Here is a 20,459-nt window from a genome sequence, read left to right as displayed (position 1 = left end):
AATTAGGAGAGATTAACGTGAAAAATTCACAGGTGGTTTTAGAACTTTTCAGTACAGAGGATTTTCAAAGTCGGAAGCTTGCTGAAGATTTTTTTAATACCATAACGAGATATGAGTCTTTTTTACCTCAGTTATTAAATAATTTATATCAAACATGGACAACTAACTTTGACAAAAATGATCCTTCTGTTCTTACTGAAATGTGGCTGAATAAGATTGGAAATGAAGAGTTTGCACGTTCATCTTTACCTATCGCAGAAGGATACTTTAGGTTAGAAAAAAAGAAAAAAAAGGAACTAAAGTATGTTGTAAGTTGGGAAAAGAGAAATCGAAATATTTTTAATAGGGTGACACTTTCTGTTAATTCTAAACTTATATTTGAACAAAAAAATGAAAAATTATTTTTGAATTTATTTATCGATTTAATTCAAACATTTAAAGCAGTTAAAGCGAGGGTGTATAATGAAGCTTTTCCAGAGTGGGACGAGCCTCTTAGCTTAGACATCATACATCCTGAATTACATTGGGTAGAGTATTTTGGCAAAGAGTATATCGATTTATTTGGTAAGGAAAAATTGATGTCTACTCCATGTTATAAAGTTACAGAGGTCGATGATAACGGAGTTATGATTCAACTCACAGAGAATATTTTTACCCCCATTGAAGAACGAACCAGAGTTAGAGTAAAGGAGCACTTGGGTTATAACTATTTTGTAGAGTTAGGAAAAAATTGTAATGACTATGATGTAAGATCGGGACCGAATTTTGATTTTAAGAAGAAGTTCTATAATCCAGATGAGCCTCTAGAGAGCGTTGCTAAAATATTGAAACATAATAAATAGAGGGGGGATGTGTAGGATTTCTTGTTTACTTGTTTATATTTATGATGAGTAAAAATAGAATAGATTTGGTGGTTGAGACGTAAAGTTAGCGTTAAGTTTTAAAGGGATGAACTAATAAAAAATCCTGATTATTTATCGATGATAGAAAGACCGACGGAAAATAATCCATTAAATAAACGATAATAATTAAATCAAGGAGGTAATAGTCATGAGCGATATGAAATTTGAATTCAATACTGACTATAAGGTGCGAGATACTATATTAAAAATTGATGTGGATTGGGAAGATAGAACTAATAGGGTTGTTCGTTTTAAACCTTTAGGGGTTGATGCGTTGCAACAACTCCTTACTTACAAGTATATAGATCCAGATGATAGTCAGAACAATGCACCTACAGTAAATCAAATTTATAATTTTTTATTAAAATACCCAGTAGTTTTTTTTTATGGATATGCGGTAACTTATAAGCGAAGTGATTACTGTGTATCAATTGAAGGACTGGTTGTAAACACAGAGGATATTGATATAGATGTGAAAAATGCATTTTATGAGTTTTGCAAGAATGCAGACGAGATAAATACTGATAATGGCTTAAGAAGTTGGTGGGATTAATGATCTACGTATAAGATCGGTTCAAGACCCGTCTATTCTCTTGTTTCCACGATGTTAGAACAATCCTGCAGTCGATTAACAGCTGAAGATATGCTCCTGATTCATTGCACAAATATCGATTATTACAATCACAAGCGAATTAAAGCGAAACTAAAAGGCATGAGCCGCCCATTTCATTGCCTTCTTTACAATTTCGGTGCAAAAAGCTTCTTTTCCATCTTGATATACATGAACATTATCCGGTGATTGTTCAGCTAAGTGTAATTTCAATTCTCCGTATTTTTTCGCTTCATCAGGGTGATTTATTAGGTATTCTTTGAAGTTCAGATGATACTCGATGTTTATATTTCCGACCTCGTAAATATGTACGTGATAAGTTCTATGGTCTCCGCCCTTTGGAAAATAACGTCGTCCAGCAATTCCTTGTTCCCCTCGTGATTTATAGCCTTTAAGAATCATTTGTTCGTTATACTCGTCTACCTTGATAATATCCTTGACGACTATTAGAATATCAATAATTGGCTTTGCAAACCCAATCTGAGGAACGGAAGTGCATCAGACTTGTCTATTTTGCGCAACCCACACATGTGGAGTGCGTAATATTAATGGTACGAGAAGATGTGACAATACCGCTCAAGGAAGTTGAAAGACAGGCAGACGAGTCAAGTAGAGACAGTCGCACTGTATACTCGACCTAGCATTAGTCTAGAATAATAATCAGACCATAATAATCCAGCACTCCTGTGGCAACATCAAAAATATTTAAAAATGAATCAGGAGCTGTGCTAAGATAGAAAGTCGGGGAAACAAGAGAATGAAGTTTTTAGGATCGGGAATTTTAATTTTGTACTGCATCGTTATAGGCGGGTTCATAGGGCTTCTGACATGGATTTTTTTCGCTGTTCTTTCTTTAACGACTCACTTTTTATGGGTTTATTTACCAAGTGTGATTGAGGTCAGAAATTGGACCATAATCGTGTGTGTAGTTGGAGGCATTTTGATAGGTTTATGCCAAAAATACATTGGTAATTACCCGCGTTTAACAGATGAGGTATTAGCAGAATTCAATAAAACCAAAAGAATTGATTACAAATCAGTGCATAAGAGCGCAATACTAGCCATTATTGTTCTTTCTTTTGGAGCCAGTCTTGGTCCCGAGGCCGCTTTAGTTGGCGTTATAGGTGGCCTTTCAACATGGGCAGGAGATGTAATTAAATCTATAGTTAAGAAAAAATCTGTATTAAATGAGCATGGAGATATCATCATAGAGTATAGTATTGAGACTGCAATTGGCATAGTTTTTAGGGCACCGCTATTTGGAGCAAATACATTCGTTGAAGAAAGAAAAGATCCAAAACATATAAAGTGGATAAAGACAATTGTATATTCAATAACTACTGCTGCAGGTTTTGGTGTATTTATACTTTTATCCAAAATAGATAACAGGAATTTTGCTTTAGCCGATTTTGGTTCAGCGACGATAGGCGTTCATGAAATAATAGCCATGATCCCGCTAATAATTATAGGAATATTGCTTGCTAAACTATATGGTTTTTTTGGGGATTCCTTGCACAAGGTGTTCAAACCGCTCGAAAATTATAAAATAATTAGACCTGTTATTGGTGGATTAGTACTAGGGTTAATCGGTACTGTTCTTCCTATTACTTTATTTTCCGGGGAACATGAGTTAACAGAATTAGCTGCAGAGTGGACTGATATGTCTATTTATTTATTATTGGCAGCAGGTATTGTGAAGTTATTCTTAACAGAATTTTGTTTAGCATCTGGTTGGCGTGGAGGACATATTTTTCCTATTATTTTTGCAGGTGTAAGTATAGGATATGGACTTGCAATGTTGTTTCCAATAGATCCTGTAACATCCGTTGCTATTGTCACTACTTCACTCGTAAGTGCAGTACTCCGAAAACCATTAGCAGTTTTTTTGCTTCTGATTCTGATATTCCAAGTAAATCTAATTATACCCATGTTAATTGCAGCATATTTACCAATGTTTTTATTAAAAATGAAGCGGAGAATAGCTTAAGGCTGCGCATTCCAAACCTCATCATCAACCGGGTTGTTACTAAAGTGAAAGGGTGCGAGTAGTAATCGCTCCCTTTTTTTTAATATTGATAGGCTTACTTTAACTCTCATTTTTTCAAGAAGCGAATCGGTCGCTTGTTGTAATCATGATATTTCCTATTGTCATGTTGTATTCATCTTGTCAAAATAAGACCCCAAATGTAAAAAGAGAGGTATTTCACAAATATAACGATTTGTATACGATGGAATGGAAGCGCTTTATCGTAAAAGGTAATATGATCATCAAAAAACATTATAAAAAGAAAAGGAGTATGCACAATGAATAAATTAAAAAAAGTAACGAATAAATTTATTCACATTGTTTTGGCAAGCATTATGGTACTAACGACAGTATTGACCGCTAATCCAGTAGTAGGATATGCCGAATCCACATCTAGTATTGTCGTGGATGATACCGTAACCTCAGGTGATCATTATTTTACTTACACGACAGCTACGGATGTAAATGGATTAACTGGATGGGCAGCGGATAGGAAGTCAACTATTATAGGAATTGAAGAAGCCAAGACGCAACATTGGGTTTGGAATATGAAATATGAAGAGGCCCGTAAGCACACCTATTCGTTCACATTTAAGGGAACAGGGGTAGAATTGTACGGTGTCAAAAATGACCCGCAAAATACGTTCCAATTGGATGATAATGCTCCTGAAACATTACTTATTGCAGGTGCTGCTAATACAGAAACCCTATTGTATAGTAAAAAAGGATTAACGAATGGAATTCATACAGTTAATGTCACTTTACCCGATGGAGGTACAGGCTTACAAGTCAGTTACGCCCGTGTGTACAATGATGATTTAGCAGTAGAAGTAGAAGAGGAGACAACAGTGATCCCACATACGAAAACTACGGGAACTAATAATTACTTCACGTTTTCCACCAACAATTGGTCACCAGGTGATGCTGCACATACTTGGTCCAATCCATTAGGGGCTAATCCAAGAGATACCTTTTACGAAGTGAATTTTTTTGGTAACAAAATTGATATTTATGCAGGCAAAAATAAGCCTATGGGGAAGGTACGATACCTGATAGATGGAGTAGAAATTGGTGTATTTAGTTTATACAATCCTTCCAATATCAATTCTACCTTGATTACCACGGTGAGTGGATTGACGGAAGGACCTCATGTTTTGCGGGCAGAGGCAACAGGCGAGAAAGAGCCAAATGCTACAGGAACACTCATCGATAGTGCGAAAGTCGTTGTCTATCATTTGCCATACCAAGTGAGTGATATTGTACTATCACAAGACAATGTTACTCTCATTGAAGGTTCACAATATCAAATGAATTATACGGTGGTACCAGATTATGCGAATATTAGCGATCGTAAGTATAGTTCAAGTGATACGAACATTGCCAAAGTAAGTGCCGATGGAGTGGTGCAAGCACTTTCTGCTGGAACTGCAACTATAACAATAAGCTCATTAAAATACAACTTGTCTAAAGCGCTTACAGTGACTGTAACCGAGGGAAATCCGCAGCTTCATGGAAGTATAGTTGACACAAATACGCAATACACACAGGATCGTTATACGGAAGTTAAGAACTTAGGTGTAGTAAATAAATCAATTTATGCATGGAAAAATGATAAAGCAGTATCGGAAATTGCGTTGATTTCATTAGAATCTGGCTTAAGTAATGTAAGTGTACAGGCAACGGATTTTGTAAGCGGAACCGACACGTTATCGGCTAATAATATCACTACAACATTTATTAAATCTACAAAAGCTTATACTGGTATGCCAGGGTATGGTAGCAAAACAAGGCCTGTACCAGAGGGAAATCGCGCAGAAAGTAATGATATTCTATATCAAACGACACCAATTCAGATTCCATTTAATGCGGTACAGCCAGTTTGGGTTGAATTTGATGTACCTAAGGATACACAGTCTGGAACCTATGTTGGTAAAATTATCGTAACAGCAGACGGAGTAGATACACCGATAGAATTTACATTTAATCTAGAAGTATTAGATGCAACGATGCCTGATGCAGAAGAGTTTAAAGATGGTTTTGATATTGAATTATGGCAGGCGCCGTATAGTGTAGCAGAATACTATGGTGTGGAGCCTTTTTCACAAAAACATCTAGAAATTTTACTTCCGCATATGGAGAAATATAAACAATTGGGTGGGCATGCAATTACGACGACAATTGTTGATGATGCATGGGATGGTCAGACTTATAGTGCAAACGAAATTCACTACCCATCAATGATAAAATGGACAAAAAAGACGGATGGTATGTTTACCTTTGATTATTCTGATTTTGATGCATGGGTAAATTTTAATAAAACATTTGGACTTGGAGATAAAATTGTTGCTTATGGTATTGCTCCTTGGCATAACTCCTTTACCTACTATGACGAAGCTACAAGTCGTAATGTAACTGCTTCGTTTTCTAGTGTGGGTACGAGTGAATACTCGCGCATTTGGAAATTATTTTTAAATAGTTTTGTTGTACATCTAGAAGAAAAGGGATGGTTTGATCATACCTATCTGGGGATTGACGAGAGAGGATTCAGCGGGGCAATTTTTGATCTGATTGACAGCGTTAAAGGGATTCACGGAGATAGCTTGAAAACAGCAGGGGCTATGGATGCTTTTGTAGCAAAGAAAGATTTAGGAATGCGTGTGGATGATCTGAGTGTTGGAACGATAGCAGTAAAAGCTCATCCAACAGAATTTGCTCAATTTATTAATCAACGTAAAGCACTTGGCCTTAGGACCACAATTTATTCCTGTACAGGTCATATACCAGGAAATTTCTCACTTAGTACACCAGCAGAAAGTTATTGGACTATGATGTATTCATATGCTGTGGGAGGAGCTGGATATTTACGCTGGGCCTATGATTCTTGGGTAGAGAATCCATTAGAGGATACGACACATAACGCATTCGAGGCGGGAGATACGTTTCTAATATTCCCAGATGAACGTACGGCTTCAAATCCGTCTTCCAAATCAAGTGTACGACTTGAGAAAATGGCAGAAGGTGTACGCGATGTGAATAAATTGATTCAAATCAAAAAAGAAGTTCCTGCTATGAATGCTGATGTGGATAGATTGCTAGCAAAAATAAAACCACAATATAGTTCATCAGGTTACTATTTATCAACGGCTGGCAAGACTCAAATTGCGGCAGACATGGATCAAATTCGTGAAGAACTAAAAGCTCTAACATCAAAATATATTCAAATTAAAAATAACCCGGTAGCGATAGAATCTATAGCAATCCAAGAAGGTGCAGAAATATCTGTTGGTATTGGTACAACAAAACAACTACATGCAATACTGACACCAGACAATATTAGTAACCCATCCGTAACATGGACATCAGCAAATGAAGTTATCGCAAGTGTAGATTCGAATGGACTAATTACTGGTGAAGGCATAGGAACTGTGACAATCACAGTCACTTCCCAAGCTGATCCAACTAAAACGACTTCTATTCAGGTTATCGTAGACCGGCTAAAAGTTGATCCAGAGGCTCAGGTGTCTTATTATTCTTTTGATAATGTTACAGATAATACGATAACTGATAGTTGGGGATCGGCAAACGGAATGTTAACAGGTGGAACAATTGTTGAAGGTATGTCTGGCAACGCGATTCAATTTGCAAAAGAAGACAAGGTCGAAATTACTTCGCCAGTTACATTGACAAAAAATTGGACAGTATCCTTTTGGGTAAAAGATGCCGGAAGTAATGAGACCGCATCCGCACTATGGGATGGCAAATCGTTTACTGGTAATCAGCTAAGTTCCACTTCCATCGATGTGCGCCGTGATAGTGCAGAAAGTAAGATGTCTATCCATGTACCAGAAGGTTACTTAACTTTTAATTACCTCTTAGAGAAAAATAGTTGGAAACATGTTACGTTAACTAGCAACGCATCCAATCTTAATCTCTATATTGATGGCCTATTAAAAGCAACGATTGTTTGGAATCAAAATGTGAAGACACCGCTTTTGGCTCCAACAAAAATAATTGGCGGACGTGGATTTAGTGGGATGTTGGATGAAGTAAAAGTATTTAATCGTACATTGACTCCAGATGAAGTGAAAACGATAAGCTACGTGAATGGATTGAATATTTCTGAAATGAGTAAAAAGCTTTATATCGGAGATTCCTATCAAATTCAAGCTGAACTCATATCTGATCATCCAGATAAATCGTTAACCTATACTTCTAGTAATCCACAAGTTGTAACGGTAAGTGAAAGTGGTAAAGTGAATGCTATAAGTAAAGGTGATGCTACAATTACAGTTGAAAACGTGGTTGGCGGTTATAAGAAAACGATAGGGATTAAGGTAGCAAAACATTTGAATATTCAATATTCAATCCCGAAATATAATTTAGACGAGAAATTTATTACAACGATTGAGAACGGCAAAGGTACAGAGCGACAATATTTGGGGCAGCCAGATATGGTTATGCTGAACGATAATAAAACATTGATTACAGCGTATCCAATTGGTCATGGTAAAGGTCCTCTTGTACTACAAATGAGCTATGATGCGGGGGAAACCTGGGTTGAAAAGGAGACTCCGGCCTCATGGGCAAGATCTCAAGAAACACCTACTATCTATAAATTAAATATGAGTAACGGCAAAGAGAGGCTTATCTTGATTACCGGTTGTCCAGGGTGGGGAGATGGTTCGACAGGTTGGAACACATCGTATTCTGATGACGGTGGAGAGACTTGGACAGAGTATCAGCATTGGTATACGAATATTGATAATAAGCCGAATAACGCTATAGTAGCTATGGCAAGTTTAACCCAGTTGAAAGATGAGAATGGGAATTTAATTGATAAATGGATGGGAGTTTATCACGATTATGGTTTCACCAATTACAAAACTTATTTAACTTATGATGAACATGGCAATGAACAATGGAGTAAGCCGGTATCATATTTAAGCGAATACAGATCGATTGAAAGCAGCTACCAAATATGCGAGGTGGAAATGTTCCGATCACCGGATGGTAAGAGAATTGTAGCTTTGGCTAGAAGCCAGTCCCATCAACATAAATCAGTTATGTTCTATTCTGACGACGAAGGTGAGACGTGGAGTGAACCAGAAGATGTCCAAGGAGCATTGCAAGGGGAAAGACATAAGGCAGTCTACGATCCAATTACCGGCCGTCTTGTCGTAACTTTCCGAGAAATTATTCTTGATTATAATCAGAACGGTAAAATTGAACCTGGCGATTGGAGAGCGGGCGAATGGGTAGCTTGGGTAGGAACATATGAAGATTTGATGCAGCAAAACGAAGGTCAATATCGCATTATGTTAAAAGAAGATTTTGCACAAAACCTATATTCAGGGGATACAGGATACGCTGGTATTGTCGTACAACCAGATGGTACCCTTATCATGAATTCTTACGGACATTGGGACGAGGAATTCTCTAAAGCATGGAAAGGCGGAGTGACAACTGATCTAAGTTATATTATTCAAGCCAAATTTAAACTAAGTGTTATCGACAATGCACTGGGGATGACGGAGACTCAGTCTACTTTGACAGGTTTAAATGAGGTAATTCCTGGTCAAACATTCGATATAACGATGGGGTTAAGCAATGTTACGCAAAGTGAACACCAGGTAATGTACGCTCAAGATTTGACGCTTCATTATGATCCTGTGAAATTGCAGTTCGAATCGGTTACATCGCTGAAGGACGGATTCCAAGTGATCGATAATAATGAGTCTGTGCTGGGACAAATCCGGATTGTAGCTGCAAGCGTGAAAGCGAATCAAGAAATGCTTGGCGTGCCTGCACAAGGAGATCTGCTCTCATTCAAATTTAAGGCTAAATCTGGAGCTCAGGCGTCCAATACGGCAGTTTCTATAGACAATGTTGTTATTGCCAACGGACAGGGGATTGAACTGCCGATTAACGGGTCTTCTCACGAGATTAATATCAGTATAGCGGTAGATAAATCGCAATTAAATGCGTTGATCGCAAGCGCTCAGGCTAAGCATAATGCAGCAGTGGAAGGAAATGAGGATGGCTTGTATGCAGTTGGATCTAAAGCACAATTGCAATCGGCAATAGATGCGGCTAGTGCGATAACGAACGATACGAATGTCACTCAACAGCAGGTAGACGATACTAAAGCTGCGTTGGATGCGGCAATTCAAGTGTTCGAATCCATGAGAATTAACGTAGATATTAATGGACAAGGCGGTATCACAATCGGAGACTTGGCGATCGTTGCAGCAGTGTACGGCAAGCAAGCTGGTCAACCAGGCTGGAATGCGAAAGCCGATGTCAATCATGATGGAAAAGTAGATATTGAAGACCTTGCGATCGTAGCCAAGACGATTTTGCAATAATCAGATTAAAGAAGCCATTGATTCCATTTTAAATGGGGTCAATGGCTTTTTAGTACAGGAAAATCGCAAAAATAACAATCTTAAAGAAAAGTGTTTATTTTGAAGAAGGGTGGGTCGAACCACCAAAAAAGCTTCGTGTTACTGTCCAATCGCAGTATTATCCAGTATGGGATGGCGCCTTAAACACTAAACCCTACTTTCAAGTACGGGTTGCGGGCGAAAGACCATGGAGGTTTTGTGTTGCAACAAAAACAAACATGCAAACCCGCGGGTTTGCATGTTTGTTTAAGCTAATTATGAAACTTCAAGGCCAATCATAGTTCTGATAACTTTGGCAACTTCCGCTCTTGTCGCTGTTCCCTTTGGATCGAATTTATTGCCTGTTTTCCCTCCGAAAATACCGGAAGCTTGCATCGCTTTTATGGCTTGCCTTGACCAAGTGGAAAACGTGTTTTCATCTGCAAATTTTTGCTCATCGCTTGGGTTCGCTAGCGTGAGGTTTACGTGCTTCGCATAGTTCGCGATCATAAGCGCCAGCTCTTCTCGCGTCACTGGCTTCTCCGGAGCGAATTTGCCCCCGCCGGTTCCGGTTGCGATGCCGATTTCGGTCGCCCATGCCACATAAGGCGCATAATATTTGTCGGCTGATACGTCATCGAATTTCGCCGGTTTTCCGGATACATCGGCGCTGTCTAGCCTGCCGAGAACGGTTACCAGCATTCCTCTGGTCATTGTTCCGTTTGGTGTAAAAATATCGTTCGAAACGCCTGTGAAAAGTTCTCTCGCCGTTACGAAGTTGATATGTTTATCTGCCCAATGATTGACCGTATCTTTGAATGTTTTAGCATGATAGCCTACTGCGTAAGTCGAAGGCTCTTGAGTAACGAACACAATTTTGCCATCGACAGCTTGCGCTTTGGGGAGAATCGACTTTTGATTGCCGTTCAACCGGAAGATGACGATATTTTCATCGGTTTCCTTCGGAGCTTTCACATAAGGAATCGAGACCTTCACGACGCCGTCGAAATGAGTGACCGGCACTCCGCCCATCCAGATCGAAACGGTTCGGGCAGGCTTCTGCTCCGCTTCTGCCGCGTTTTCAATTTTGATGATGAGTTCTTTGCCTTTAGCTTGTGCTAGTGTGGCTTTCTCCAGTTCAATGTCGCCGATAGGCGTTTGAATGACCAGTTTTTTTCCGCTCTCCGCGATGTTGCCGGCAGCTGTACCGCTAAGCCCCACTTCGACGCCTGTTGCAGCCTGTGGAGCATCAACTTTGACATGGATCGTTTTCAACTTGTCGTTGCTAAGGATGTCCATAATTTCTTTATCGTTCGCTTGGGCGCTCGCATACCCATTGGAGTTCACGGTTGGCTGAAGGGAGATGTACTCCTTGTCCGTTGGTTTTGTCGGTGTCGTTGGTGTCGTCGGATCGATAGGGTCGCTGATGGATACAATTTCGAACGTACCCATTTTGGTTGTCATTTCAGCTTGCTGGTCGATACTCATAAATGCCTTTAATCCGGTAATGCTGTACATTTTGGCGCCTGCAGCGCCTATTGCTTTGAATGTCAGCCGCATAATGACGGCTGATTTGTTTGATTGGATACCATCAGAGTTAACGGCCGCTACCCGGACGATTCCTTTGGCGGAATTGACTTTGTATTCATAAAGCCAATTTGCCACGTCTGCTCCTTTGATGTTTGTTTCATTCAACAGCTCGAGAGCTGTACGATCGTAGTTGAGCTGGAACTCGAATGTTTTCAGCCCTTTTGGCTGGTTGATTACGATATCTACGATCGCGGTTGCGCCGACTTGAGCTTGCACCGATTTCACTTCCAATTCGGGTTTGGCCGATGCCGATTCTGCGAATATAACGCTTTGAAATAGTAACGATACAATCAACATGCTGCTAATCACTTTCCATAATCGCAAGTTTTTCATAGTAACCATCCTCTCTTGGGTTATCTCTATTGAAAGCCGAACATGATTGCTTCTATACGTGCGTCCCCTCCTCTTCCCGCCATTCACCGCTGTGCTGCCTAAACTTCGTATGAGAGTCCAGAGCGAATAGTCCGCTTCTTCACTAGAGTATATTAAAATAATGCATTTTAAAGCAATGTATATTGTTTTATTTTACAGTAACTTAACAATGGTATTGGGCTATAAGGAAAATGTGGGTGCTGCTTATTGGCCAATCGCTCCAAACGTGAATGAATGGCGCTGCTTCGCACTTTAAAGGCTAACCTATATGGTTAGTGATGCGTAGGATCTGTTCGTTAACATAAATAGAGAATAACTACGGGTATGTTTTCGCAGTGTAAAACGGCATAAAAAAGCATTATAATTGTAAAATGTATGTAAATAATCGCAAAATCTATTGCACGTTTTTGAACTAATCTCTATAATGAGAATTGTTCAACGACGACGATGATAACGAAATGAGGAGACATAAATGGAGAACGACGGACGGATAAAAGCGGTCATATTTGATTGGGCGGGAACAGTGATTGATTTCGGTTGTTTTGCGCCAATGCATGCATTTTTACAGGCATTCGAAAAAGCGGGGATCCCTATTACGAATCGGGAAGCGAGAGAACCGATGGGGATGCTGAAGTGGGATCATATACAAGCAATATTGCAAATGGAGAGAGTAAAGACGGAGTGGGTAGCTCAATACGGCTCGGAGCCTGTCAAAGAAGATGTCGATCGGCTTTATGTCACCTTTGAATCGACTTTGATGGAATCTCTGAAGAGCTACACCGATCCGATTCCAGGAGCGTTGGAGACGGTAGAGATGCTGCGTGAGTCAGGGCTGATCATCGGCTCGACGACAGGTTATACAAAAGCAATGATGGACGTCATTGTACCGGAAGCGAAGCGCAAGGGTTACTCACCTGACTATATGGTCGCTTCCGACGAAGTGAAGGGCGGAAGGCCGTACCCTTATATGATATTCCAAAACATGACCGAACTTGGCGTATATCCGCCTCAAGCGGTCGTGAAAGTAGGCGACACTGTATCCGACATTAATGAAGGAAGAAATGCCGGCGTATGGACGGTTGCGGTCATACTTGGCAGCAGCGAGCTTGGATTGACGCAAGAGGAAGCGGAGTCGATGGAGGGCGGCGAGTTTATGGAACGAATGAGTCAAACGAGACAAACGTTCGAGAAGGCGGGAGCGGATTACATCATTAACTCGATCTCGCAGCTTCCTGATGTCATCGAGGAGCTCGAACGCAGCGGGTTGGCGAGGGAGCTCGTATGAATCAATTCTACAATCCGGTTGCCGTTTACTTCGGTGAAGCGTCCGTCGGCGCATTCACTCAAGCTTTAGAAGAATGCTGCAAAAACGTTCATCGTATTCTGATTCTGACCCGCGGAGGCGGCGTCGAGAACCACGATAGCTTAGTGCCAGTCATGAGCTTGTTGTCCGCGAAAGACACCCTATTGGTGGAAGTTACCTTAAACAACCCCGATGTTACGGATATTCATCATCTGATTCGCATGATCGAACCGTTCGATTACGAGCTGATCATCGCGATCGGAGGCGGCAGCGTGATGGATGCGGCCAAGGCGTTGACGGCATTGCAGCATGTGAAGCTGGATGGCCCGGCTGAAGTAAGAGACGTTATCTCCTCCGAATCCTACAGCGGGAAAACGAATTTTTCGCCATGGATCGGAATTCCGACAACGGCCGGCACAGGCTCTGAGGTAACCAGCTGGGCGACGGTATGGGATGAAGAGTGTGGCTGCAAATATTCGGTATCAAATCAACGATTGTTCGCGAAGGCGGCGTTGATTCTTCCGGAGTTGACGGTGACGATGCCGCTTAGGCTGAGCGTCGCTACCGCGCTGGATGCGCTGTGCCATGCAACTGAAGCGTATTGGTCTGTTCATACGAACGCGATATCGCGGGTATATGCACTCGAAGCGATCGAACGCATTCGGAAGGCGCTCCCTCTATTGAAGGATCGTCCTGATCATCTGGCGATCAGAGAACAATTGGCTTTGGCCAGCGTGCTTGCCGGTCTTGCTTTCAGTAATACCAAGACGACCGCTTGCCACTCGATCTCTTATCCGCTTACGCTGCTGCACGGCATCGATCATGGCATAGCCGCAAGCCTATCGTTAGCTGCGGTGCTTAAGCACAATTATTCAGCATTGATCGAACCGGAGAAGCTGCTTGCCGCATTCGGCACGGAAGACACGGATGGCGTGGAACGTTTTCTACAATCGATCTACGAGAAGTACGAATTGTCGGGCCGCTTGAACCATTACGGCGTCGGTCCGGAACAAGTTCCTACTATCGTGTCGCATGCGTACACCAAAGGGAGAATGGACAATAACCCTGCGGTCATATCGCCTGAAGAGTTGGAGCAGATGCTTGTTTCCTTGTTGTAACAACAAATCATATATTGGAGGATTGTTATTATGAAAAAGGCGTTATCGATCATTATTACTTGTGTGCTTATTGCTGTTCTGGCGGCGTGTGGAAACAAAGAAGCGGGTCAGAACGGGAATGTTCCGGCTTCCGGGGGCTCCAAAGACACCATTACGATGGTGTGGAACCCGAACGAATCCGGCGCAGAGTTGAAAGTCGCCCGCGAAGAATTCTCCAAAATTATCGAAGAAGCAACAGGCAAAAAAGTGGAGCATCAAACAACGACCGATTACATTATCGCGATTGAAGCTCTTGCGAACGGCAATGCAGACATCGGCTATATGGGCGCTCAAGGATATGTCGAGGCGAAGAACAAAAACGACAAAATCGAACCTCTATTCGTTCAAAGTGGAGAATCCGGCACGCTGGACGACGCGGTCTATTACAGCTGGATGAGCGTCAAGAAAGGCGAAGAAGCAAATTACATGAACGGTGACCAATATGTAATCGACAATATTGAAGGCAAGAAGTTTTCGTTCGTAACAAACTCCTCCACATCCGGCTTTAAAGTGCCTTCGGCCGGCATCGTGAGCCACTTCAGCTCGATGGATCAGTATAAGGAGCTTACTGCCGAAGATCTGCTGCAAGGCGGAGACGGCCAATTGTTCAGCGAGGTTCTATTTGGCGGCTCGCATCAAGGTTCTGCAGTTAACCTACTCGCGGGCAAAGTGGATGTTGCAGCATTCTGCGATTCGTGTGTAGAGAACTATGTGGAGCTGGTATCCGGTGACGCTAACAAACCGGGTGCGGTGTACAAAGTGAAGGAAGGCGCGGAAGAGCCATTCAACACGATGGTCGGCCAAGAATTCGTATTGATTTCCGTGACGCCAGTGCTGAACCAACCATTCGCTATTAATACGAAATCGCTCAGCGAAGAAGACCAGAAGAAGATATTGGACGCATTTACATCCGACGCTGTAACGAACAATGAAAAGATCTTCTTGCCCAAGGACGGCGAAGGCACAAGCATCTTCAAGAAAAAATCGGGCAATGAGAAGTTTGTACCGGTTGACGATGCGTTCTTTAACCCGGTCAGAGAGCTGGCAGCTAATTAAGCACATAAGGATATCAACTAACTATGCGTACGATCAAAAAGGAGTTAGCCATGCCAACGTTATTGGAATTCAAGCATATATCGAAACAATACGGCTCGGATGCAAAAGCGTTATCGGATGTTAACTTCGCTGTGAAAGAAGGAGAGTTTGTATCGATCATCGGACCTTCGGGGGCGGGGAAATCGACTCTCCTTCGCTGCATTAACCGCATGATCGATGCCAGCAGCGGAGAAATCGTCTTCGATAAAGCGAATGTTTTGGAGTTAAAGAAAAAAGAATTGAAAAAGCTGAGAACCCGTATCGGCATGATCTTCCAGCACTACAATTTGGTCAACCGCTTGAGCGTGATCGAGAATGTGCTGCATGGAAGGCTTGGATACAAGTCAACTTTGGCTGGTGTACTCGGCATATACACGGAAGAAGAGAAGAAGCAAGCCTACAGCATGCTGAAGGTTCTCGGCTTGGAAGAGCATATCTATAAGCGCTGCGATCAACTGAGCGGCGGTCAGAAGCAGCGCGTAGGCATCGCACGCGCGCTGGTGCAGAATCCGAAGATGCTGCTCTGCGACGAGCCGATCGCTTCACTCGATCCGAATGCATCTAAGATCATTATGGAGCATCTGCGCAATATTTGTTCGACGATGGGCATTACTGTCGTAGTCAATTTGCATCAAGTGGATGTGGCTATGAATTATTCGGACCGGATCATCGGAGTGAATAAGGGAACCGTCGTGTACGACGGTCCACCGGCCGGATTGACGAAGGAGAAGCTTCGGACCATCTACGGTGCGGCACTGGATGAATTGATGGAAGAAAGCGGAGGCCGAAATGCTGGGTAACTTTTTTCTCCGAAAACGATTGAGCACACTACTCTTCTGCGCGTTGATGCTTGTGCTTACGATGGCGGCGATCACAATTACGCAATACGATGTCGTGAAAGGTTTGACTTCCATCCCGAAAGCGGTCGAATGGGCGGTTAGCAATTTCTACCCTGACGAGAAGGCGTGGAAGAAGATGCCCAATATCATAGAAAAACTCGTCGAAACCTTATTGGTATCGATTGCGGCGACGAGCGTGGCGGCCATATTCGCGCTGGCGTTCGCCGTGCTCGGTTCCCGGACGACGGGGGTAAACGGAGTGTTTAAAGTCGTTTGCCGCTGGATCGCTACCGTGTTCCGGAATATCGATGTTGCAGCCTGGTCCATGATCTTGCTGTTTTCCTTCGGCCAGAATGTGCTCACGGGATATTTGGCGCTGTTCTTCGGTTCCTTTGGGTTTCTGACCCGTGCTTTCATGGAGTCGATCGATGAAATCAGCGACAGCGCCGTCGAAGCGTTGAGAGCGACAGGTGCGAGTTATTTCACGATAATCGCGCAATCCGTTATTCCGGCAAGCATCCCGCAGCTACTGAGCTGGATCTTGTTCATGATCGAGACGAACATCAGGCAGGCGACGTTGATCGGCATCCTAACGGGCACGGGAATCGGCTTCTTATTCAATCTGTATTACAAGAGCTTGAACTACAGCGCCTCCTCGTTGGTGGTTATTGCGATCGTGATCGCCATCATGCTCATCGAGTCGGTGTCGAACTATGTGAGGAGAGTGGTGATGTAAGATGAACCGGATCGCGGTCAAACCTTTTAATAAGGCTTCCTTCGTCAGCCGGCTGACAATATTGGCGCTCGCTGCACTTACCTTATTCGGTTTTTTCACATTCGACTACAAGGATCTGGACGTCGCGAAAGCGGTGATGTCGACGGGCGATACGATCGGCACCATGTTTACAGAGGCGCATGCCCGCCATTTCACCTTCGGCGAGGCGTTGAAGCAAGTGATCATCACGGCAGGGCTTGCTTTCCTGACGACATTGTTCGGCGGCGTTATCGCGCTGCTGCTGGGGCTGCTATCTGCTCGTAATTTGTCGAACCCTAAGATCTCGCTTGTGATCAGAAGCGCCGTCGCCTTTATCCGTGCGGTGCCTACCGTGTTATGGGTATTGATCTTTGCGGTGGCGGCAGGGCTCGGAAGCGTGGCGGCGGTTATCGGCATGACGTTCCACTCGGTAAGTTACCTGGTTAAGGCATATTCGGAATCGTTCGAGGAGCTGGAGGACGGCGTCATCGAAGCGCTTAGAGCCAGCGGGGCCAATTGGTGGCAGATCGTGTTCCAAGCGGTCATCCCTTCGTCGATTTCGTACCTCATATCCTGGACGTTCATGCGCTTCGAGATCAACTTCGCGGTGGCGGTGGCGATGGGAGCCGCCGCAGGAGCGGGCGGCATCGGCTACGATATGTTTATGGCGAGCAATTATTATTTCGATATCAGGGAAATTGGGTTCATTACGTATCTGATCCTGGCATTTGCCATACTGCTAGAAGTCGTTGCCAATCTGATCAAGAGGAAGCTGAGAACGAACGGTTGAGCATAAAGAGGAAGATACACTCTCTCTAACGAATGAGAGTTTGTATCTTTTTCTGCGGAACAATATGATAAAGCAAAAAGCGATAGATTACGATCGCGGGAGATGATGGGGAAATGCTGCAAGAAGAACGGTACAAGAAAATACTGGAGTTTCTCAAACAACACAATTCCGTCAAGGTGACCGAGCTTGTCGGCGTCCTGAACGTATCGATCGATACCGTGAGACGCGACATGGAAAACATGGAAGTGAAGAAGATGCTCAAGCGCGTGCATGGCGGCGCCATTCTTGCTGAAGATCCTGGTGATCAGAATGTGTTCTCCTACAGGGAAAACAAAAACAAGGAAAAGAAAATCGAGCTGGCGCAATTCGCATGCGAGTATGTGGCGGAAGGCCAAGCGATCGCATTAAACGCGGGCACGACGAACCTGGAGATCGCCAAGAAGCTGGCGGAACGTTTCGATCGCCTTACAATCATCTCGAACGGATTGCGCATTATCGAGCAATTCTCGAGCAATTCTCGAGCAAGGCGGGTTTTACGGTCATTGTGCCGGGCGGTATTCTGGATCAGCAGGAATGCGCATTGTATGGGAGAAAATGCGAGGAGGACATCGCCGGGTATAATATCGATCAGGCGTTTATCTCCATTAACGCGATATCGGTGACTAAAGGTTTGACCGACTTCCGCATCCATGAAATCGAAATTATTAAAGCGATGATGAGAAACGCGCGTCACATCAATATAGCTGCGGATACCAGCAAATTCGAGAAGGTTTCGTATTTGAACGTTTGCCCGCTGGATCAGGTCGATATGATTATTACGGATTCCAGCATTAATGAAGATATTGTAAAAAAATATAAGAGTTCCGGGATGAAAGTAGTCTACAAACAGGATTAGTGGAGCAAACGAGGGACGATGGAGTGTGAAAACCCAAATCCGGCGCCGCAAGTACAGCGGAGCTGGATTTGGGTTTTATTTTTTTGGAAAATGTACAATAGTTTTCGAGTTTCTTCATTATTCGTCAACAAATAACGGAAATAATACTTGATAAATATTAAGATAATGCAAATTGTAGCATTTTATATTGCTATATTTTGCATTTTTTTTTATGCTTTAGTAGGATCGCAAATATTATACTTGGAATCCATTGAGAGGGTGAGCATGTATAAGCGCTAAATTGGGACAGAAGTGAATGGTCGTACGATACAGGTCATATTAAAAATTATGCCAACAGGTAGAATGGATGATAATGGTGAAAAAAGGAAAATCGTTTTTTATCATGACGTTAGCCATCATGATGTTTGTACAAGGATTCATCACGACTCCGACGCAGGCGGAGGAGTCGGCTTCGGTTACGACAGCGGCGGCTGCTCTATTTCAAGGAACGGGTATCGACTTCACAGATGGCCAAGTGGAGATCGCGACGAAGGAGAAGCTTTCCGCTGCCCCTCGCACGGTGGAAGCATGGATGAAAGTGCCGGCGAACACGCCAACCAGCAAACGCGTCGGGGTGATCATCGGCAACTACGAAGGTTCCACTTACAGTGACGTATCCCGATTTAATTTCGAAATTTTCAGCAACGGCCAACCAAGGATATACTGGCGGGCTTACAAAAACAGCGAACTGGGCTACATTGCGGAAAAAGTGAATGTGAACACGGGCGAGTGGGTCCACATCGCGATGGTATTGGACGATACGGCGAATAAGGCGTCGACGTACGTGAATGGCGAGAAGGTCGACGAGGAAGCGTTGACGGTGCCGATACCAACCGACCACACGGCTCGCGAGATGAAGATCGGATCCGACTTTAGAGGTTATTCGACGGATGGCAAACCCCAAATGACCTTCAACGGTCAAATCGCCGATGTTCGCGTATGGTCTACAGTTCGGACGGCCGAAGAGATTAAAGAGAATTATAATGTATCCTTGCAAGGCAACGAATCTGGGCTGCTGGGAAATTGGAAACTGGATCAAGCCGGCGAAGCTTACCCTGATCTCTCCTCGAACAAAAACGACGGATACTCCTACGATGATGAAACATACAACTGGCTGGATCCGAATTTTGCGGAAGGCGATTACACGATTGCCGTCGTTCCGGATACGCAATATTTGGCATCGTCACATCCGAACGAGCTCAAGCAATATATGACGTGGATGAAGGAGAATGCCGACGATTTGAATATTAAGCTGGCGGTCGGCGTTGGCGACATCGTGGATAATCCGTCGAGCACCGCGCAATGGGATGCTGTCTCCGAAGCGTATTCCTATCTGGACGGCGTCGTGCCTTATGTGCTTCCGCCCGGCAATCATGACGTCATTTTAAATAAAACGGATTTGACTCGCAATTATACGAATTACAACAAATATTTCCCGCACAGCAAATATTCCAAGCTATCCACCTTCGGCGGGGCTTACCAAGAAGGAAAAATGGAGAATACGTATCATTACTTCGATATTAACGGTGTGGAGTATATGGTGATCGCTCTGGAGTTTGGGCCAAACGACGGCGTGCTGGCATGGGCGAACCGAATAGCGTCGGAAAATCCGGACAAAAAAATTATTATGACGACGCATTCGTACATGTATCACACTGGAGAGCAAATTAATCCGAAGCATATCGATTACCCTAGCGCTTATAT

Annotated in this window: 14 protein-coding genes and 2 pseudogenes; 14 read left to right on the top strand and 2 right to left on the bottom strand. The window is 43.2% G+C overall.

Going from position 1 to position 20,459, the window contains the following annotated elements; translation table 11 throughout:
* Positions 1 to 17: 17 nt before the first annotated feature.
* From AC0YN6_RS19640 to AC0YN6_RS19630, 3 genes and pseudogenes are all read left to right on the top strand, one after another.
* Positions 18 to 842 carry a hypothetical protein gene (locus AC0YN6_RS19640; RefSeq protein WP_475748880.1) on the top strand — a complete coding sequence of 275 codons (825 nt, stop codon included), beginning with the start codon at positions 18 to 20 and terminating at the stop codon, positions 840 to 842.
* A 208-nt stretch (positions 843 to 1,050) separates the two neighbouring features.
* The gene (locus AC0YN6_RS19635) at positions 1,051 to 1,455 is read left to right on the top strand and encodes a hypothetical protein (protein WP_475748879.1); all 405 of its coding nucleotides are present in this window, start codon (positions 1,051 to 1,053) and stop codon (positions 1,453 to 1,455) included.
* Between the two features lie 6 nt (positions 1,456 to 1,461).
* Positions 1,462 to 1,701, top strand: a pseudogene (locus tag AC0YN6_RS19630) (hypothetical protein); the annotation flags it as partial.
* Here the strand turns inward: AC0YN6_RS19630 and AC0YN6_RS19625 are convergent.
* Positions 1,606 to 1,995 (bottom strand): annotated as a pseudogene (locus AC0YN6_RS19625) (GrpB family protein); the annotation flags it as partial. The pseudogenes AC0YN6_RS19630 and AC0YN6_RS19625 sit on opposite strands and share 96 nt — an antisense overlap.
* A gap of 274 nt (positions 1,996 to 2,269) precedes the next feature.
* Between AC0YN6_RS19625 and AC0YN6_RS19620 the strand changes: the two are divergent.
* Positions 2,270 to 3,499 (top strand): chloride channel protein, encoded by a 1,230-nt coding sequence (locus AC0YN6_RS19620; protein ID WP_475748878.1) that lies wholly within the window; start codon positions 2,270 to 2,272, stop codon positions 3,497 to 3,499.
* 317 nt (positions 3,500 to 3,816) lie between these two features.
* Positions 3,817 to 9,903, top strand: a complete 6,087-nt coding sequence (locus AC0YN6_RS19615) for a glycoside hydrolase domain-containing protein (protein WP_475748877.1) — start codon at positions 3,817 to 3,819, stop codon at positions 9,901 to 9,903.
* 294 nt (positions 9,904 to 10,197) lie between these two features.
* Here AC0YN6_RS19615 and AC0YN6_RS19610 read toward each other — a convergent pair whose 3' ends face one another.
* Positions 10,198 to 11,844: an S-layer homology domain-containing protein gene (locus tag AC0YN6_RS19610; RefSeq protein ID WP_475748876.1), complete on the bottom strand. Its 1,647-nt coding sequence runs from the start codon at positions 11,842 to 11,844 to the stop codon at positions 10,198 to 10,200.
* Positions 11,845 to 12,355: 511 nt separating this feature from the next.
* Here AC0YN6_RS19610 and phnX point away from each other — a divergent pair.
* The 9 genes from phnX to AC0YN6_RS19565 form a co-directional block, all read left to right on the top strand.
* Positions 12,356 to 13,168: a phosphonoacetaldehyde hydrolase gene (gene phnX / locus AC0YN6_RS19605; RefSeq protein WP_475748875.1), complete on the top strand. Its 813-nt coding sequence runs from the start codon at positions 12,356 to 12,358 to the stop codon at positions 13,166 to 13,168.
* A complete protein-coding gene (locus tag AC0YN6_RS19600) occupies positions 13,165 to 14,304 on the top strand; it encodes a phosphonoacetaldehyde reductase (RefSeq protein ID WP_475748874.1) in 1,140 nt (379 codons plus the stop codon). The genes phnX and AC0YN6_RS19600 overlap by 4 nt, the downstream gene beginning before the upstream one ends.
* Before the next feature lie 30 nt (positions 14,305 to 14,334).
* Positions 14,335 to 15,399, top strand: coding sequence for a phosphate/phosphite/phosphonate ABC transporter substrate-binding protein (gene phnD / locus AC0YN6_RS19595; protein WP_475748873.1), 1,065 nt, complete (start codon positions 14,335 to 14,337; stop codon positions 15,397 to 15,399).
* A 50-nt stretch (positions 15,400 to 15,449) separates the two neighbouring features.
* Complete coding sequence (phnC, locus tag AC0YN6_RS19590; RefSeq protein ID WP_475749023.1) at positions 15,450 to 16,238, top strand: phosphonate ABC transporter ATP-binding protein; 789 nt, start codon at positions 15,450 to 15,452, stop codon at positions 16,236 to 16,238.
* Entirely contained in the window at positions 16,228 to 17,013 is a 786-nt protein-coding gene (locus AC0YN6_RS19585; RefSeq protein WP_475748872.1) for a PhnE/PtxC family ABC transporter permease, read from the top strand. Before phnC ends, AC0YN6_RS19585 begins: the two co-directional genes overlap by 11 nt.
* Before the next feature lies 1 nt (position 17,014).
* Positions 17,015 to 17,821 carry a PhnE/PtxC family ABC transporter permease gene (locus AC0YN6_RS19580; RefSeq protein WP_475748871.1) on the top strand — a complete coding sequence of 269 codons (807 nt, stop codon included), beginning with the start codon at positions 17,015 to 17,017 and terminating at the stop codon, positions 17,819 to 17,821.
* A 113-nt stretch (positions 17,822 to 17,934) separates the two neighbouring features.
* A complete protein-coding gene (locus AC0YN6_RS19575; RefSeq protein ID WP_475748870.1) occupies positions 17,935 to 18,483 on the top strand; it encodes a DeoR/GlpR family DNA-binding transcription regulator in 549 nt (182 codons plus the stop codon).
* The gene (locus tag AC0YN6_RS19570; protein WP_475748868.1) at positions 18,366 to 18,716 is read left to right on the top strand and encodes a DeoR/GlpR family DNA-binding transcription regulator; all 351 of its coding nucleotides are present in this window, start codon (positions 18,366 to 18,368) and stop codon (positions 18,714 to 18,716) included. The genes AC0YN6_RS19575 and AC0YN6_RS19570 overlap by 118 nt, the downstream gene beginning before the upstream one ends.
* Before the next feature lie 346 nt (positions 18,717 to 19,062).
* Positions 19,063 to 20,459, top strand: a 1,397-nt coding sequence (locus AC0YN6_RS19565) for a laminin G domain-containing metallophosphoesterase family protein (RefSeq protein ID WP_475748867.1), incomplete at its 3' end; no start/stop codon positions are given.

The organism is Paenibacillus sp. J22P15 (assembly GCF_056269345.1).
This window is presented reverse-complemented; position numbering and strand designations above follow the sequence as displayed.

Coding starts and splice junctions, on each gene's coding strand:
- phnC (WP_475749023.1), top strand. CDS start 15,450: ATGCCAACGTTATTGGAATTCAAGCATATATCGAAACAATACGGCTCG.
- AC0YN6_RS19585 (WP_475748872.1), top strand. CDS start 16,228: ATGCTGGGTAACTTTTTTCTCCGAAAACGATTGAGCACACTACTCTTC.
- AC0YN6_RS19615 (WP_475748877.1), top strand. CDS start 3,817: ATGAATAAATTAAAAAAAGTAACGAATAAATTTATTCACATTGTTTTG.
- AC0YN6_RS19600 (WP_475748874.1), top strand. CDS start 13,165: ATGAATCAATTCTACAATCCGGTTGCCGTTTACTTCGGTGAAGCGTCC.
- AC0YN6_RS19580 (WP_475748871.1), top strand. CDS start 17,015: ATGAACCGGATCGCGGTCAAACCTTTTAATAAGGCTTCCTTCGTCAGC.
- AC0YN6_RS19620 (WP_475748878.1), top strand. CDS start 2,270: ATGAAGTTTTTAGGATCGGGAATTTTAATTTTGTACTGCATCGTTATA.
- AC0YN6_RS19635 (WP_475748879.1), top strand. CDS start 1,051: ATGAGCGATATGAAATTTGAATTCAATACTGACTATAAGGTGCGAGAT.
- phnX (WP_475748875.1), top strand. CDS start 12,356: ATGGAGAACGACGGACGGATAAAAGCGGTCATATTTGATTGGGCGGGA.
- AC0YN6_RS19575 (WP_475748870.1), top strand. CDS start 17,935: ATGCTGCAAGAAGAACGGTACAAGAAAATACTGGAGTTTCTCAAACAA.
- AC0YN6_RS19610 (WP_475748876.1), bottom strand. CDS start 11,844: ATGAAAAACTTGCGATTATGGAAAGTGATTAGCAGCATGTTGATTGTA.
- phnD (WP_475748873.1), top strand. CDS start 14,335: ATGAAAAAGGCGTTATCGATCATTATTACTTGTGTGCTTATTGCTGTT.